The organism is Mycobacterium sp. IDUB_28 (assembly GCF_055419285.1).
The window spans coordinates 1-15,515 of record NZ_JBVAXK010000005.1 but is presented as its reverse complement, the minus strand read 5'-3'; the positions used below and the strand labels follow the sequence as shown (position 1 = coordinate 15,515).

Here is a 15,515-nt window from a genome sequence, read left to right as displayed (position 1 = left end):
AATGCACTGTGCTGGAACATCATTCGGGATCACAACCGCGCTGCTTCCGCTCGCTGCCGGCGTAGCTGCGCGCCAGCTGTCCACAGTCGCCGCGGCGACGTGCAGGAGCAATGCCCGCGCCGCAATGGCAGCGTGCTGCCTGTGCCGTGCCCTGCCGACGGCACAGTCGTCGAAAGGAACGCGAACGTGGGAGCTGCCACTGTACGAATAGTCGGTGGCCACAAGCGCTTTGACGCCGGCAGCCACGCGCTGGCCGACATCGACCTGACCGTCGAGCACGGCGATTTCCTGGCGATCCTGGGCCGCAGCGGCAGTGGCAAGTCCACTCTGTTGCGGGTGATTGCCGGGCTGGAACAGCTCTCGTCGGGAACCGTCGAATGGTCCACCGGCTCCACGCGGCCGCACGCCGGCGTGGTGTTCCAGCAGGCGCTGCTGCTGCCGTGGCTGACCGCGGGGGAGAACGTGCTGATCGCCGGGCGGTTCGCCGCCCAGCAGGCGTCGTTCAACCGGGATTACGCCGAGGAGTTGTTGCGTCGCTTCGATCTGGAGCGGGTCGCCGACCGCTATCCCGACCAGCTGTCCGGCGGGCAGGCGCAACGGGTGGCGATCATCCGGGCGGTCGCTACCCGGCCCCGATTGTTGCTGCTCGACGAACCGTTCAGCGCACTGGACCCGGCCATCCGGGCCGACCTGCAGCGGTGGCTGAGCACGCTGGCCGCCGAGTTGGGCGTCACCGTCGTTCTGGTCACTCACGACGTCGACGAAGCGTTGTTGCTCGCCAGCCGTGTCGTGTTGCTCGGTCCCGACGGGCGGATCCGGCGCGAATGGCAGCCCGGCAGCCAGCAGTTGCGACAGGAGATCCTCGACCACTACCGCCTGGTGGGGCAGTGACGGGCCTGGTGTCGCGGCGGTCCTTGCTGACCGGCGCGGCGGCCCTCGCCGCGGCGGGCGGAGTGGCCGGCGTAGCTGATCTGGCGCACGCCGCCAGTGTCGACCGGACGAACACCAGCGGACAACTGCGGGTGGGCTACCTGCCGATCACCGACGCGGCGCCGCTGTTGATCGCACACGCCGCCGGTCTCTACCAGCCGGGTGTGGTGAGCGCGGCCAAGCCGGTGTTGTTTCGCAGTTGGGCCTCCCTGGCCGAGGCGTTCGTCACCCGCCAGGTTGACGCCGTGCACATGCTGATGCCGACGGCGATCCAGTTGCGATTCCTCCTGCGTAGTCCGGTGCGGGTGTTGAGCTGGAACCACACCAACGGATCAGCACTCACCGTAGCGCCGCACATCACCGACTACGGCCAGTTGGCCGGAACTCAAGTGGCAATACCGTTTTGGTGGTCGATCCACAACATCATCCTGCAACAACTGCTGCGCGCGCATAACCTGGTGCCGGTGGTGCGCCGCAGCGCCTCACGCACCGCCCGCACGGTCGAACTGATCGTGATGAGTCCGTCGGACATGGTGCCGGCGTTGGCCAACCGCTCGATCAGCGGCTACGTGGTGGCAGATCCGTTCAACGCCATGGCCCAGGTCCGCAAGATCGGCCGCATCCATGCGTTCCTCGGCGACGTGTGGCGTGACCATGCCTGCTGTGTGGTGCTCGCGCACGACGACCTGATCGAACACCGGCCGCAGGCGGCCGCCGCCTTGGTGGATTCAATTGTCGCTGGACAGCAACGCATTAACGCGGACCGGGCTGCAGCAGCAGCGGCGTTGTCGAACGGCGCGTACCTGCCGCAGCCCCTGCCGGCGATCAAGACCGCGCTCAACTACCGCGCGCAGGACTATCGGATCGTCCACCCCGACTGGCAACCACAGCGGCTGGGATATCAACCCTTTCCATTTCCCAGCTTCACCCGCCGCCTGGTCGAAGCCATGCACGACACCGTCGTGGACGGCGATCGCGGGTTCCTCGACCGACTGGATCCCGCGACCGTGCATTCGGAGTTGGTCGACGACTCCTTCGTGCGTGGTGCGCTGGGCGCCCGCGGTGGGCTCGAATCCTTCGGCATCCCTTCCGATTTCAGTCGAACTGAACAGGTGCAACCGCGATGACTCTGGATACAGCGACCCTCTCGGCACCCGTAGATTCCCCGTCAGGTGCACTCGTCCGGCGCTGGTGGCCGCCCACGCTGGCGATCGGGACGGCGATCGGGTTGTGGTGGTTGGCGACCGCCGTCCTGGCGCCCGCGCAGTCGCTGCTGCGTGAGACGACACCGTTACGAGTCGCCACATCGCTGGTCGATCTGTACCACCGCGGAGTGTTGCTGCCCGACACCGGTGTCAGCCTGTGGCGGCTGCTGGTCGGGTTACTGGTGGGCGCGGTCATCGGCATGCCCACCGGGCTGCTCATCGGGCTGAACGACACGGCCGATCGCGCGACCCGACCCGTGGTGCAGTTCCTGCGCATGATCTCACCGCTTTCGTGGGCCCCGATCTCGGTGGCACTGTTCGGAATCGGCAACGAGCCGGTGATCTTCCTGATCGCTGCGGCGTCGGTGTGGCCCATCCTGATCAACACCGCCGCCGGCGTGCACGCCATCGATCCCGGGTACCTGCAGGTGGCCAGATCGTTCGGTGCCACCCGGGCCGAACAACTCACCGTGGTGGTGCTGCCCGCCATCCGCGACCATCTGCAGACCGGTCTGCGCGTGGCCCTGGGTATCGCCTGGGTCGTGTTGGTGCCAGCCGAAATGCTTGGCGTGCGTTCGGGTCTGGGCTATCAGATCCTCAACGCGCGCGATCAACTGGCGTACGGACAAGTGGTTGCGGTGATCGTGGTCATCGGGTTGATCGGCTACGGGCTGGATCTCGCTGCGCGACGAGCGCTGTCAGGATCGCGGGCTGCCCGATGATCCCGTCGCGTAGCGACAACCGAAAATAGAGTAGTCGTCTACGCGTTGCATCTCGCCCGATCCACCCCAGGCCTTCACTCCTCGCTCGGTAGCCCGCCTGGACACCGTCATCACCGACATCATCACCGAACTGACCGACCCTCTGATGGCCGCGGGCCGCAGCGAGATCGTCTCGGATGTCGCCCGGCCCTATCCGGTACCGGTCATCAGCCCGTACTGGGCGCCCCCCGCGACGACCGGCGCCGATTCTCGGCCTGGGCCGACGACTTCTTCACGCTGTTCACCTGGAATGTCAGAGAGTACGAACGCGACATCCTGACCGCCTGGGCCGAACTCGACGCCTACATCGATGCCATGGTGGCTGACCGGCGCCACTCACTGACCGATGACCTGATTTCGGACTCGATCCGCGCCGAGGACGACGGCGACCGGCTGAGCATCGAGGAGCTGCGGATGCTCGCGATCGGCATTCTGATGGCGGGCACCGACACCACCCGCAACCAACTGGCCGCGGCGGTGGAGGTCTTCTGCGACCATCCCGGGCAGTGGCAGCTCCTCGCCGAGCAGCCCAACCTGGCGGTGACTGCTCGAACCTCGCCCGGCGCGACCTCGCCGAGGCGCTGCGGGTGATGGCCGCCCGGATGCGCAATCTTCGTCGCTACGGACCGGTTACGTGGCAGCCGATCGTCGGAATCACCGGTCCGGCAACGCTTCCGGTCGAGTTCGACGCCGCTGAGTAGTCGCTTCAGGCCGCCGTGGCTGCCCGTGTCCACGCCAGCGGGTTCAGCTCCCGGAACGGGTCGCCGGTACGGATCTCCAACAGCCGGTCCAGTATCGCTTCCAGGGACTGCTGGGTGTCCGCCCGCACCGACTCAACCCACTTCTCGGTAGACATGCGCGCTGGTTTCGTCGTGCAGATCGGCTCACCGAATTGCAGATACATCCGTTGCGGACGAGGGATGAAGGTGGGCCCAACGCCGCGCAGCAGCGGCATCGCCATATCGGCATCGCCGGACATCCTGGTGCTGACCGCCCGGCTGAGCCGACCCAACAGGCTGTCGCGGGTGACCAGGCTCTTGTAGACGTCGTCACCGCCGACCAACCCGACCGGAACGATCGGATAGTCGTTCTCCACCGCGATGCGGGCGAAGCCGGCCCGGCCACGCCAATTCAGTTGATATTCCTCGCCTTTGAATTTGGCGATCTCGCGTCCGCCGCCGGGGAACACCAGGATGGTCTCGTTGTGGCGCATCAGTTCCCGTGCGGTCTCCGGGTCGCCGACCACTCCGCCGTAGGCGGTCATCACGTCGTGGCCGAACCCGGGCTGCTGGGCGAAACGGCGGTCGGCCAGCGGCCGGACCCGGGTGCCGATCGCGCGTCGCACGAAGTGCGGAATCAGCAACACCTCGCCACCGATGAACTGAGTATGATTGCCCACCAACAGGAATCGACCGTCGGCCGGCAACGTGTTCAGACCGCTCACGTACGGCCGGGTCGCGTCGATCACCGGTGCGATGCCGTCGTGCACGCGCTCCAATGCACCACGCAGAAGCTCAACGCGGCGCGGATGGTTCATCACCGCATCCATGTCGATCGGCCGGCTGTCGACGTCTTTTGTTCGCGGCGGGGGGAAGGGTGCCATGCTGACCACTATACCGAACGAACTAGTTCGTATGGGTTATGATCGGATCGTGCGCACCCGGTCCGAGCTTCGCGACACGATTCTCGGTGCCGCGCGCTCCGAGTTCGCCCAGTACGGCCTGGCCGGCGCCCGCATCGACCGGATCGCCCGAGCGGCGACCGCCAGTAAGGAGCGGCTGTACGCGCACTTCCGGGACAAGGAAACGTTGTTTCGCAGCGTGGTCGCCGCCGACAGCGAGGAATTCTTCGCCGCCACCACGCTGAATCCGGAGGCGGTGCCCGAATTCGTCGGCGAAATCTACGATTTGGCTTGTCAGCGGCCCGAGCATCTGCGCATGATCACCTGGGCGAACCTGGAAGGGCTGGCGCTCGACCCGCCCCCCGCCGACGAATGGGACTCCATGCCGGCCCGTCATATCCGCGCCATCGAAGCAGCCCAAGCCGCCGGCTACGTGGACGTTTGCTGGCAGCCGATGGAATTGCTGGTGCTGTTGTTCGGGGTGGGCCTGGCCTGGGCGCAGTCGCCGCACCCCGATGCGCGAACGGTCGATTCCGAAGTGATTGCGGCCCGACGGGCCGCCGTGGTGGAGGCCGCCCGGCGGATTGTGAGTCCCGCCGGCTGAAGCGCGGTCAGTTCGGAGGTGGACCCGCCCCAAACCCGTTCGCGGGGAGTTCGGCACTTTCTCGACTTCCGCCCGCCGTCGGTCGCGGTGTCGTAATCTCGCCAATCAACACAGGGAGGGTGTTGAGACGACAGTTCGTATGCTCGTTGCTGCGGTGGCCGCAACTGTTGGTGTCCTGGGTTACGGGACGGCTATCGCACCTGCTGCACAGCCCGATGCGCCGTATGCCAACTGCAAGGCGGCTGTCGCCGATGGCCGCTACAACATCCCGAGGGGCGATCCCGCCTACCGGCCCCCGTTGGACCGCGATAACGACGGCTTCGCCTGCGAGTCGAAGTAACCCCCGCGCACACCGCGAAGGTGGCAGCGGTCAGCCGGTGTTGGCCCCGATGGCCTGCAGAATCGCCTCGCCGGTGCGACGACCGCTGACCAGCGCACCCTGAATCGAAGCGCTATCACGGTGATCGCCGCATAGCCACGTCCCTGCCGGAGTGCGGATCGGCCGTCGCACCCGCAGCGGCGGGTGCTGTGCAGGCAGTGCGCCAGGAATGACGTGCCGGGTCACCGGCACCCAATCGCGATGGTCGGTCTGCAGGATGTCTGCGGCATGTTGACGCATCGTATGTTCGTCGGGGACGGTGCCATCGCGCACCAACGCAGAAGCCGCGATCAGGTGCTGACCCGGTGGCGCGTAAGTCGGTGCGGCGGCACTGATCACCGCCGTGTTCAGCACCGGTCCGCGCCCTCGGCGGGCATCCACCCGCAGCATCGGGGGACCCGGTACCGACTGGTCGCTCGCCCACCAATCGGTCACCACCCCGTGCATCTGGGGTGCCGCTTCGCCGGTCAGGGGCGTTGCCGCGACAGCGTCGGTGGCGACTACCACGTGCTGGGCGCGGACGCTGCCCGCGTCGCCCTGGACGTGAGACCCGTGGGTGTCCGACACCACCCGAATGGCCCGGTGCTGCAGCGCAATTCGTTTGCCAAGTCGATCGGCGAGCTGACTCGGCAAAGCCTGCATACCGTCGGCCGGCAACGCCGGCAAGCCCAACGCGAACATGCGGGCCAACAACAGTGTGAACGCATTCGAACTGGCCCCGGACTCTTCGAGCAACACCCCGGCCAGAAAACGATCCACCACCCGGCGCACGTCGCCGCTCACACCGGCCCGATCCAGCGCTTCGCTCACATTGACATCCCAATGCTGGGGTGCCGTCAGCTTTTTCGGTCGTAGCGCTGGGGACGCCCACCGCGCCAGCGCGATCACATCGCGTGCCCTTACCCCACCCGAGGACAGCATTGTCAACACCCGCTTCGGGTGACGGATCGGGTGTACCCAGACCGCGGAGCCCTCATCGCGGCGCGCGATCACGCCGGCCCCGAAAGGTTGCAGTCGCAGCTGCGCCAAATCCACGGTGTGACGCAACTCGGGGTAGGCGGGGTTGAGGACCTGAAAGCCTCGGTCACAACGGAACCCGTTGATGACATCGGTCCGGATGCGACCGCCGACGGCGTCCGACGCTTCCCAGACCAGCACCTCGCGACCGGCCGCGGCGAGCACATCGGCACAGCGCAAACCGGCCAAACCAGCGCCGATGACGAGTATTTCGGTTTCTTCCATGTCACCAATCCGATCGCTCGACGGTCAACGGCTCCCGATCGACGACCATGCCACGATGCATCACGCGGCCGCCGATCACTCCGCGGTGGTCGGCACGGTGCAGTACACATCGGTTGTCCCACATCACGACGTCGCCTTGTGACCACTCGTGGCGGTAGACGTTGTCGTCCCGCGTCGAGTGGCGGAACAGGAAGCCGACCGTTTCGGCTCCCTGCCGCGGCGACATCCCACTGACCGCGGCGCAGCGCTGCGGCGCCGAGAGATACAGCGCGGTCCGCCCGGACAGCGGGTGCCGCAGGAATACCGGATGCTCCGCCTGCGTCTCTTGCTCCGGGCCTGGCTCCAGACCCGTCACGACGTGGGTGATGGTGCACCCGGTGAGTCGGTGGCGCACCTCCGGTGGCAGCGTCGCGTACGCCGCGTACTGATCGGTGAACAAGGTGTGCCCACCGTGTTCCGGCACGCGCACCGCCCGTAAGGCGGTGTAGGACGGGGGATTTCGCACGTAGCTGGTGTCGGTGTGAAACGTCGAGCGTGGTGGCCTGCTGCGACCCACATTGCTCACGATATTCAGGTCTGGGAATCCCGGCACCGGAGTCTCGCCGACCGTGAACACGGTCTCACCGAAGCTGCGCAAGAACCGCAGGAAAGCCGCGTCACCGATGACCTGCCCGGGGAGGACGAGCACCCCGTGCCGGGCCAGCAACCGGCGGAGCTGGCGAACGTCGCGGCCACCCAAACCGTCGACCCGCATGTCGGGCACCCGCGCCCCCAGCGGCGTCAGTGCGGTGTGCGCGAGCATGGCCCCCCTTCGAGGCCGAGTTCGCGAAGCTGGTCGGCGAACAGTTCGGTGACGTCCACCCCTGATGCTGCAGCCATCACCGCAAGTACGCTGGACGGGGCGAACGAGCAATACGGACCGGCTTCGAGGAACCAGGGCTTACCGGTGGGGTCGATGCGAAAGTCGAACAGGCTGTAGTGGCGACAGCCCAAAGCCCGGTGGCACTGCCGGGCTGCCTCCCATACGACCTCGGTGATCGGATCATCGCGGGCGACGATCCAGGCCCGGCTGGGTTCCTTTGCGGCGAGGTACAGTTCGCCGGCGTTGGTGCGGCGCAGTTTGTCATCGCGGTGCCGGATCGGTTTGGTCGTGGCGTCCACGGCGTACTCTTCCAGCGGCAGGCACACGAGCTTGCCGCGGCGAACGACGATGCCGCACCGTACTTCTCGTCCCGGCTCGATATAAGACTCGACGAGGGCGGCTGCGCTGTGCCCGAGCGCCGCGTCGATCGCCGCGCCAAGATCCATCGGCCTGCGCACCAGCGATACGCCCACCGAGTTGTCTGCGTTCACCGGCTTGACGACGACCGGCGGCCGCAGCCTCAATCGACGATCACCATCTCGCACCACCTGGCCCGCCGGGACAGCGACGCCTGCCGCGGCCACGATGTCGCGTGCCATGGTTTTGTCGGCAGCAACCGCCATCACTTCCGGTCGGTTGCCGATGTACGGGATGCCCAGCACACCCAGCAGGCGGCGGTAGGAGGTCATCCCGCAGATGCAGAACATCTGCGGCACGGCGACATCCACCTTCAGGCAGCGCAGGTGCTCGACTGCATCCCATACCGTCATCGGCGCAGCTGATTTCAGTGCTTCGGTGCTGAGGTCTTTCGGGAATCGCCACGTCCCACCCGGTGACACGTACGCCACATGCATGTCGTAGCGGTCCGGATCGGCGAGCGCACCCAGACAAGCGCGCGCATACAGGCAGGACAACTCGGCATGGAAGTCGTCAAGGGCCGACCCGACGAGGTGCAACACCGACACGCGTGCTGAGACGGCCATTCAGTCGCCGCCGTCCTCGACGAGCTTGCCGATATTGAAATCGATGCGGCTCCAGCCTTTTCGGCTGCGCAGGTTGTCCCACAGCAGTGCCGGAATCTGCAGGTGGTGCACCATGAGGTACGGCAACGGATCCCACCGGGTGAAGATCGCGTCCTTACCGCCCAGCATGGTCCGGAGTCTGCGGCACCGTCCGGGTTGGGTGAGTAGACGCCAGAACTCGTGGTAGATCCAGTAGGTGGGGCGAGCACCGCGGTCCGGCGTGATCAGCGGGTGTTCGTCGTCGAGATAGGCGGCGGCCAATGCCGGGTGATCGTGGAACATGGTGATCGCGGAATGGGTCCGTGGATTGCACTCGATGGCGTAGGTGTGCCCGTCCCGACCTTCGATGAAGTCGAAGGCCACCTGCCCGGTCAGGCCGAGACTCCCGACGAATGTCTCTACCCAGTACTGTATTTCGGGCTTGTCCACATGCTGGTAGTTCAGTTGGGCCGCCGAGGATTCGCAGCACCCGTAGACTTGCAGCCAGCCGTCGTGCACGGTGCCGTGGGTGCAGTATTCGCGCCCGTCGATGAACTCCTGCAAGATCCAGGGGTCGTCCGCCGAGATCGGGAGGGACCGCGCCAAGGCGGCGTTGCGCTCAGGTGTGCGGGCCGACAGGCGGGCGAGGTTGATGCGGCCCACCGGGTCGTAGGCAATTCGCTTCAGGATGTAGTCGCGGTCGGGTGGAAATTCGAAATCCGCGACCTGCGCAGCGCTGGTGATCCGGTGGGAGTCGGGTACGCGAAGGCCCAGTGATGCTGCAGTAGCCGCGAATTCGGCCTTGTCATCGAGCAGTCGAACCGTTCCGGGATCGACATGAAGAGTGTTGCAGGTGCCGTCGAGCAGTGCTCCCACCCAGGCATCGGGGACGCTGCCCGCCGGGCTGGACACCGGCACGAACACGTCGACGTTCTCATACTGGGCGATACGCAGGAGTGCCGAGGCGTAGTCGGGAGCCGTCGGCTCGGGCACGCAGTAGAACTCGTCGACGGCGCGGGAGAACCGGTGTCCGGTCAGGCGGTACTTGGCAGATTCGACCAGGATCACCCGGTGCCCGGCCAGGTGAAAGGACCTGGCCAACTGCAGGGCCTTGGTCATTTTGCCGCCGTTGAGCAAGATGGTGCGACGGGCTTGGGCGGCGACCGGCGTTTGGGGTGGCCGCCGCCGGCTCAGCAGTGTCAGCGCTACCACGGCGAGGTCGATCGGCAGCGTGAGCAACAGGGCGAGCAACGTGGCAACAGTTCGGCCGACGTTGGCGTCCCTGCGTGCCGGCTCGCGAACCGCTGCCGGCCGCTCGATCTCCAACGTTGCCGTCACTGCCCCACCACCTCCGGTGCGGCGAAGACATTTACGCCGTCACCAGCGCGGGGAAATTCCAGGCAGATCTTCTTGTGCAGCAACAACGTATCGGCCAGTTCGGTGGCACTGACATCGTTGAGGAACGTGCATCGACCTAGCGGGTCGGGTACCGCCGCACGAAGCAGGCCGTCGCGGGTTCGAAGGATGGCTGCCGTCGCCTCGGCAAGCAGTTGTTCGGTCAAATGTTCACTGTCCAAAGCCAGTCCCAGTGCGCTCATCACCCCCAGCACGCGATCGCGGTCGGCGACGGAGAGATAACCCCGCTGCTCGGCCAGCGTGGTTGACAACGCCATGTCGATGTTGATCGCGTGACCGTGGAAGAACGGGATGGGCGGGGTGAGCTCCAGTGTCGGACTCCACGTGTGCCCGAACGCAATCACCCGATCCAAGTCGATCTCGTGCAGGTTGGGCGCTTCCAGGTCGAGCATGGTGGCGATCGCGAGGTAGGTGAGATGGTCACCCACGGAACGCAACTCCGAGTTGCCGTGCAGATGGCCGAATCTCGTGCGCAGGAGATCGGCGCCGTGCGCTTCGAGCAGTTCGAAGATCTTGGCGTTGCCGACGACGGCGATCTTGATCAGTTCGGCCATCCCGTTGCGCACCTGATCCTCAGGAAGCGTCTTCAAAAACGAGAAGTCCAACAGGACCTGCTGCGAAGCGTGGTAGGCACCCAAGCGGTTCTTGTGTTTGCCGTGATTCACCGCGACCTTGATGGACACGCTCGCGTCGATCAGGCCGATCAGGGTGGTTGGAATCCGGATGTACGGGGTGTTGCGCCGGTAACTCGCGCAGGCGAACCCCGCCACGTCGGTGGTCAATCCGCCGCCCACGACGAGCTCAGGTTCGGTGCGGACCAGCCCGAAAGCATTGAACTCGCTGACAATCCGCTCGTAGGTCTCCAGTGACTTGGCCGTCTCCCGAATCTGGACCGGGACCACGGTCAGCTTGATCTCGTGCTGCTCGAAGTAGTCGTGTATCGAGTCGGCGTAGAGCTGATACACGGTCTCGTCGATCACCATCAGCGTCCGGCCGTACGGACGGTAACTGTCCGCCAGCAGTGTGTTGTCGCGGCCGAAGACGCCGTCGACGTATAGCAGGTCGTACTCGATCTTTTCGTACCCTTCGACGTGAAACGCCCTGTCACTCGTGGTCACTCGGGCCTGAAGATTGCTCATTGCGTGTTCCTCGGATAGGTCAGGGCTGGACTCAGCGGGTCACCAGGCCGAGAACGGCTGCGGCGTCCAGAGATTCGACGGTCTCCGTGGCGGCGCTGAAGTCGCCACCGCTGGTGTTCCGGTTCGGGAAGGCGACGCAGGTGATGCCGGCGGCAGTCGCGGCGGCGACTCCTCCGACGTTGTCTTCAATCGCCACCACGCTGTCAGCGTGCTCGCCGAGTCGTTCGAGGGCGAATTCGTACGCCACGGCATCGGGTTTCGGTGCTGTCACGGACTCCTTGTCCACGATGAGATCGAAAGTGTCCGCACTGATCTGCGGCTGTAGAGCTTTCAACAGCGCGGCGACGTTGTCCGGTGAGGTGGTGGTGATGAAGCCAAGTTTGTGATGGTGTTCCTTGGCCTCGGCAACGACGGCAGCCACACCGGGACGCAGAGGCACAGTCGAGTCGCCGAGAAGCCGTTGGAAAATGCCGGACTTGCGCGCGTGTACCGCCGCGGCGTCGACGTCCTCACCGCGGGACTCTGCGTAATCCTGAATCCGTTGTGCCCCACCGTTGGAAGCCAACATCGAGATGTAGTCCTCGCGTGACCACTCCCAGTCGAGTCCGGAGGCTGCAAACGCCTCGTTGAAGGCTTGCCGCTGTAATTCCGACGTGTCGGCGAGAGTGCTGATGGACCCGAACAAGACAGCTGACATGGGTTTCCCTCCATTGCGTGGATGTCAGTGTGATGGATCACCCGTTCAATACTGATCTAAACGTACAATAGTGAACAGAAAAGTGTCTACTGATAGATGGGTTCACTACTGAGTCGGACTTACAGAGGGTCGACGAGCCGCCCAGTAGACTTCTGGGCCGAACGAGTTCTCTCTGGCGGCGCCCGCAAAGGAAGGGCCGATGCAAACTAGGTGGCGCGGCGAATATGACCCCCGTCTCGGCTAACGACGAGTCCGGCGTTGAAGACGCGCGGGTGGCCCGCACCCGCGCGGACGTCGCCCGTGCCACCCTGAAAATTCTCACCGGGGACGGGTCCGAGGCGATCACCCATGCGCGGGTCGCCGAGATCGCCGGCTACTCCAAGACCACCGTGTACACCCACTGGCCCACCCGCATCGACCTGATCATCATGGCGATCGAATCGCTCGGCGAGATGCCCCATCACGAACGCACCGGTGACCTGCGCGCGGATGTCGTCGAGGAACTCAAGGTATTTCGTTCCGGGATTCTCGAACTGCGGCTCGACCGGGTGCTCGCCAGCATGGCGCAATGGGCCTCTGAGGAGCAGATGAGGCAGGTCCGGGACAAGGTCAACACCGACGGCCAGCACCAGATGTACGCCATGCTCGGAGAGGTTTTCTCCGGAGCGGCGCTGGACGCTGCCGTGTCGATGCTCACCGGGGTCGTCGCGTGCCCGTCGCTGATGTACGGCACAGTGCCCAACGACGAGATCATCGAAGCCGCCGTCGACATCATCTTCAAGAGCGCCGCCCAACATTCAGCTCGTACGGTGAAGGGATGACTCTGTCGTCAGCGGTCAGCGCGGTCAGGCGCGACCTGGAAAGCAGATTGTTCGCCATGGTGGCCGGACCGCAGGGGCCGACCAACCGTGAGCGCATCCACCACACCCCGGGCGAACGGTGGTTCGGCGAGGACCGGCCCATCCGGCGCGTCCACGCGGACGCGTCGATGTTCGTCGGCGGGTTGCGGGCCCTGATACTGCAGTCGCTGCATCCGCTGGCAATGGCCGGCGTTGCCGACCACTCCGACTATCGAGGTGACCCCTGGGGGCGGTTGCAGCGCACCAGCACCTTCCTGGCGACGACGACGTTCGGTTGCGCTGCCGACGCCCAGCATGCCGTCGACCAGGTCCGGCGCATCCACACCTTCGTGCGTGGTGTCACCGTTGATGGACGGCCGTATCACGCGTCGGACCCGCACCTACTGGAGTGGGTGCACATCGCCGAGGTGGATAGCTTCCTGCTCGCCCATCAACTGTATGGCGCAGCGCCGCTCGACCAATCCGGCCGGGACGGGTACGTCGCCGATATGGCCGTGGTGGCAAGGGCACTGGGCGTGCCGACGCCGCCGGAGACCGAACGCGAGTTGCATGAGCGCATTGAGGCTTACCGACCCGAATTGCGCGCCACGCCAGCGGCCCGGGATGCCGCGCGCTTTCTGCTGCTGACTCCACCGCTGGCCCTGCCGGCCCGACCGGTGTACGGCGTGCTGGCCGCGGTGGCGGTCGCGATGCTGCCGACGTGGGCGCGGCGCCCGTTGTGGTTGCCGTACGCCCCGGTGCTGGAGTCCACCGTGACGCGCATGTCCGGGCACGTCCTGGTTGGGAGCCTTCGCTGGGTGATGACTGCGGGCAGGGTTCCGGTCGAGCCGGAGTTGGTGCTGCCGGGCGTTGGGTAAGCCGGTAGACAAACACGCTTGTGGTGGTGCGCCGTCAGGGTTTCGAACCCCGGACCCGCTGATTGAGAGCGCCTTCCCCGCTTGCCGTCGTCCGGTGCATGATCGCTTTCGACAAAGCGAGCCGGACCGTATTGCCCAAGATCTGCACTCCTGTATTTATCGCTTACATTGCCAAAGAAGATGCGGCAGGAATGCGTTACTGCGTCGGTCGACCGCTGGCGACTCCCGATGGTTCCGATGCGCAAACCGGGTTGGGTGTCGCTGTCGAAGATCGACGACGCCCTGAAAGACGTACTGTGCTCGCGGCGGCAGGCCTCGGCCAAGTGGATACATACCATCCGTCACATCGCCACCACGCTGCTCTAAGAACTCGGTGACCCCAAAGATGAGAGCATGCAAATCACCTGCTCTTATTTGCCGCCGGGCACTGCGGCTACATCCACGTCGACCAACCCAAACCCGCGCCGAGCGCGGAAACTCGAATAAATCCTGCTCAGCTGAGTTTGACCTTTACCCCGCCGCTGAACGCCGAATCGTGAAGTTCGATAACAGTGGCCTTGGTGCCCGGGGGGACGTCGAAGGGCACCTGGGCGGTGATTGTGAATCCGGGATTCATGTTGACCAGCATCGACGTGTTCTCTCCGTTCGCGCCGCTGTTCAACTCGATTGCCGCCATCGAGTCGGCCGCGAACTGCTTGCCGTCGCCATCGAACAGCTTCTGGTTCTCCACGAAGAAAGACTGTGGTTCGTTCCCGGTGTTTTTTACCGTCATGGTGACGATGATGAACTCGCCGCGTGCCTTCGACGTTCCGGTATCGGGCGAGGTGCGGACGCCGGTGACGGTGAACGCGAACTTCCCGTCACGGACCTCTTGCCCGACACCGGCACTGGAATCCGCCTTGCTGCCTTTGCCTCCCGCGCTGGTTGTTTTTTCGCCGGCTGAACTGCCTACGATCGCGACCAGTGCTCCGCAACCGCCGAAGAACAGCACCACCACAGCGAGTAGGACCCACGGCCATACCTTGCGCTTCTTGACCGGTGCGGCCGGGGCTGCCCCGGTCCACTGGGCGCCATCCCAGTATCTGGTGCCCCGAGATCCGGAGGGGTCGGGGTACCAACCTGGGGGATTTGGTTGCGTCATAGTCATGAACCTACCTGGGCTAGCGGGTCTCTCGGGACTTTTTCGATTCGTTCAATTTTGTCGGCGTCGCTTGAAAATTGACCCCGTGTCGACGGGTGAATTTTGACCCCCTTCGACTGAGTCTCGGCTTATGAGCCGACAGGAGAAGGGAGTTGTTGTCAGTGGAGGACTGGGCTGAGATCCGCAGGCTGCATCGAGCCGAGGAGTTGCCGATCAAGTTGATCGCCAGGACGTTGGGTGTCTCGCGTAACACGGTGCGGGCGGCGTTGGCTTCTGAGGGGCCGCCGAAGTACGAGCGTAAGCCGGCCGGGTCGGCGGTAGATGTTTTCGAGGAGGCGATCCGCGCGCAATTGTTGGCGGTGATCGCTGAGCGAGTCGGTTGGACGCGTGGGATGACGGTGTTCAAGGAACGTGTCCGCGAATTGCGGCCGGCCTATCTTCCGCCGGATCCGTCGGGTCGCGCCAGCTATGACGCCGGCGATATCGCGCAGTGCGACTTGTGGTTCCCGCCGACCACGGTGCCGGTCGGCTATGGGCAGGCCCGTACCGCGCGGCAGTTGCCGGTGCTGACGATGGTGTGCGGGTATTGAGGGGGACCCGTTTGGTGGTCTAGTCGCTATGCGACTTGGGGTTGGTGGGTCGTGGCCCACTGTAGGGCAAACTCGGCTGGGGTGAGTTCGCCATGGGCGGAATGGGGCCGATTGGCGTTGTAATCGCAGCGCTAGTCCTCGATGATTACCCGGGCTTCCAGCGGCGAATCGAACCGCCACGCGTTGAGCAGCTCGTCGCGTAGTTGTCCG

General features: G+C 65.1%; 16 protein-coding genes and 4 pseudogenes. 10 read left to right on the top strand and 10 right to left on the bottom strand.

Annotation, left to right across the window (positions count from 1 at the left end; genetic code table 11):
• The first annotated feature begins 186 nt into the window (after positions 1-186).
• The 4 genes and pseudogenes from ACZYZ9_RS11810 to ACZYZ9_RS11795 form a co-directional block, all read left to right on the top strand.
• A complete protein-coding gene (locus ACZYZ9_RS11810; protein WP_463826455.1) occupies positions 187-891 on the top strand; it encodes an ABC transporter ATP-binding protein in 705 nt (234 codons plus the stop codon).
• A complete protein-coding gene (locus tag ACZYZ9_RS11805; RefSeq protein WP_463826454.1) occupies positions 888-2,057 on the top strand; it encodes an ABC transporter substrate-binding protein in 1,170 nt (389 codons plus the stop codon). Before ACZYZ9_RS11810 ends, ACZYZ9_RS11805 begins: the two co-directional genes overlap by 4 nt.
• Positions 2,054-2,857, top strand: a complete 804-nt coding sequence (locus ACZYZ9_RS11800) for an ABC transporter permease (RefSeq protein ID WP_463826453.1) — start codon at positions 2,054-2,056, stop codon at positions 2,855-2,857. Before ACZYZ9_RS11805 ends, ACZYZ9_RS11800 begins: the two co-directional genes overlap by 4 nt.
• A gap of 67 nt (positions 2,858-2,924) precedes the next feature.
• Positions 2,925-3,597 (top strand): annotated as a pseudogene (locus ACZYZ9_RS11795) (cytochrome P450); the annotation flags it as partial.
• Positions 3,598-3,602: 5 nt separating this feature from the next.
• Here the strand turns inward: ACZYZ9_RS11795 and ACZYZ9_RS11790 are convergent.
• The gene (locus ACZYZ9_RS11790) at positions 3,603-4,499 is read right to left on the bottom strand and encodes a lysophospholipid acyltransferase family protein (RefSeq protein ID WP_463826452.1); all 897 of its coding nucleotides are present in this window, start codon (positions 4,497-4,499) and stop codon (positions 3,603-3,605) included.
• 49 nt (positions 4,500-4,548) lie between these two features.
• On the opposite strand from ACZYZ9_RS11790, the gene ACZYZ9_RS11785 reads away from it, so the two are divergent.
• Positions 4,549-5,121 (top strand): TetR/AcrR family transcriptional regulator, encoded by a 573-nt coding sequence (locus tag ACZYZ9_RS11785; RefSeq protein WP_463826451.1) that lies wholly within the window; start codon positions 4,549-4,551, stop codon positions 5,119-5,121.
• A gap of 154 nt (positions 5,122-5,275) precedes the next feature.
• Complete coding sequence (locus ACZYZ9_RS11780) at positions 5,276-5,461, top strand: excalibur calcium-binding domain-containing protein (RefSeq protein ID WP_463826450.1); 186 nt, start codon at positions 5,276-5,278, stop codon at positions 5,459-5,461.
• Between the two features lie 30 nt (positions 5,462-5,491).
• On the opposite strand, the gene ACZYZ9_RS11775 is transcribed toward ACZYZ9_RS11780, so the two are convergent.
• Genes ACZYZ9_RS11775 through ACZYZ9_RS11750 form a run of 6 tightly spaced genes read right to left on the bottom strand, consistent with a single transcriptional unit; the run spans position 5,492 to position 11,857 of the window.
• Positions 5,492-6,742 (bottom strand): flavin monoamine oxidase family protein, encoded by a 1,251-nt coding sequence (locus ACZYZ9_RS11775; protein WP_463826449.1) that lies wholly within the window; start codon positions 6,740-6,742, stop codon positions 5,492-5,494.
• Between the two features lies 1 nt (position 6,743).
• On the bottom strand, positions 6,744-7,544 hold the full coding sequence (locus tag ACZYZ9_RS11770; protein ID WP_463826448.1) for a TauD/TfdA dioxygenase family protein: 801 nt from the start codon (positions 7,542-7,544) through the stop codon (positions 6,744-6,746).
• Positions 7,523-8,587, bottom strand: a complete 1,065-nt coding sequence (locus ACZYZ9_RS11765; RefSeq protein ID WP_463826447.1) for a D-alanine--D-alanine ligase family protein — start codon at positions 8,585-8,587, stop codon at positions 7,523-7,525. Before ACZYZ9_RS11765 ends, ACZYZ9_RS11770 begins: the two co-directional genes overlap by 22 nt.
• Positions 8,588-9,943 carry an ATP-grasp domain-containing protein gene (locus tag ACZYZ9_RS11760; protein ID WP_463826446.1) on the bottom strand — a complete coding sequence of 452 codons (1,356 nt, stop codon included), beginning with the start codon at positions 9,941-9,943 and terminating at the stop codon, positions 8,588-8,590.
• Positions 9,940-11,160 (bottom strand): sedoheptulose 7-phosphate cyclase, encoded by a 1,221-nt coding sequence (locus tag ACZYZ9_RS11755; protein ID WP_463826445.1) that lies wholly within the window; start codon positions 11,158-11,160, stop codon positions 9,940-9,942. The genes ACZYZ9_RS11760 and ACZYZ9_RS11755 overlap by 4 nt, the downstream gene beginning before the upstream one ends.
• A gap of 31 nt (positions 11,161-11,191) precedes the next feature.
• Entirely contained in the window at positions 11,192-11,857 is a 666-nt protein-coding gene (locus tag ACZYZ9_RS11750; RefSeq protein ID WP_463826444.1) for an HAD-IA family hydrolase, read from the bottom strand.
• A gap of 224 nt (positions 11,858-12,081) precedes the next feature.
• Between ACZYZ9_RS11750 and ACZYZ9_RS11745 the strand changes: the two genes are divergently transcribed.
• The 3 genes from ACZYZ9_RS11745 to ACZYZ9_RS11735 all read left to right on the top strand — a co-directional run bounded on the left by ACZYZ9_RS11745 (position 12,082) and on the right by ACZYZ9_RS11735 (position 13,940).
• Complete coding sequence (locus ACZYZ9_RS11745) at positions 12,082-12,678, top strand: TetR/AcrR family transcriptional regulator (RefSeq protein WP_463826443.1); 597 nt, start codon at positions 12,082-12,084, stop codon at positions 12,676-12,678.
• Entirely contained in the window at positions 12,675-13,574 is a 900-nt protein-coding gene (locus tag ACZYZ9_RS11740) for an oxygenase MpaB family protein (protein WP_463826442.1), read from the top strand. Before ACZYZ9_RS11745 ends, ACZYZ9_RS11740 begins: the two co-directional genes overlap by 4 nt.
• 237 nt (positions 13,575-13,811) lie before the next feature.
• Positions 13,812-13,940 (top strand): hypothetical protein, encoded by a 129-nt coding sequence (locus ACZYZ9_RS11735; protein ID WP_463826441.1) that lies wholly within the window; start codon positions 13,812-13,814, stop codon positions 13,938-13,940.
• Between the two features lie 127 nt (positions 13,941-14,067).
• Here ACZYZ9_RS11735 and ACZYZ9_RS11730 read toward each other — a convergent pair whose 3' ends face one another.
• Both ACZYZ9_RS11730 and ACZYZ9_RS11725 read right to left on the bottom strand, forming a co-directional pair.
• Positions 14,068-14,571, bottom strand: a complete 504-nt coding sequence (locus ACZYZ9_RS11730) for a DUF4352 domain-containing protein (protein ID WP_463826794.1) — start codon at positions 14,569-14,571, stop codon at positions 14,068-14,070.
• Between the two features lie 48 nt (positions 14,572-14,619).
• Positions 14,620-14,715 (bottom strand): annotated as a pseudogene (locus ACZYZ9_RS11725) (DUF2510 domain-containing protein); the annotation flags it as partial.
• A gap of 152 nt (positions 14,716-14,867) precedes the next feature.
• Between ACZYZ9_RS11725 and ACZYZ9_RS11720 the strand changes: the two are divergent.
• Positions 14,868-15,302, top strand: a pseudogene (locus ACZYZ9_RS11720) (IS21 family transposase); the annotation flags it as partial.
• A gap of 29 nt (positions 15,303-15,331) precedes the next feature.
• Here ACZYZ9_RS11720 and ACZYZ9_RS11715 read toward each other — a convergent pair.
• A pseudogene (locus ACZYZ9_RS11715) lies at positions 15,332-15,515 on the bottom strand (integrase core domain-containing protein); the annotation flags it as partial.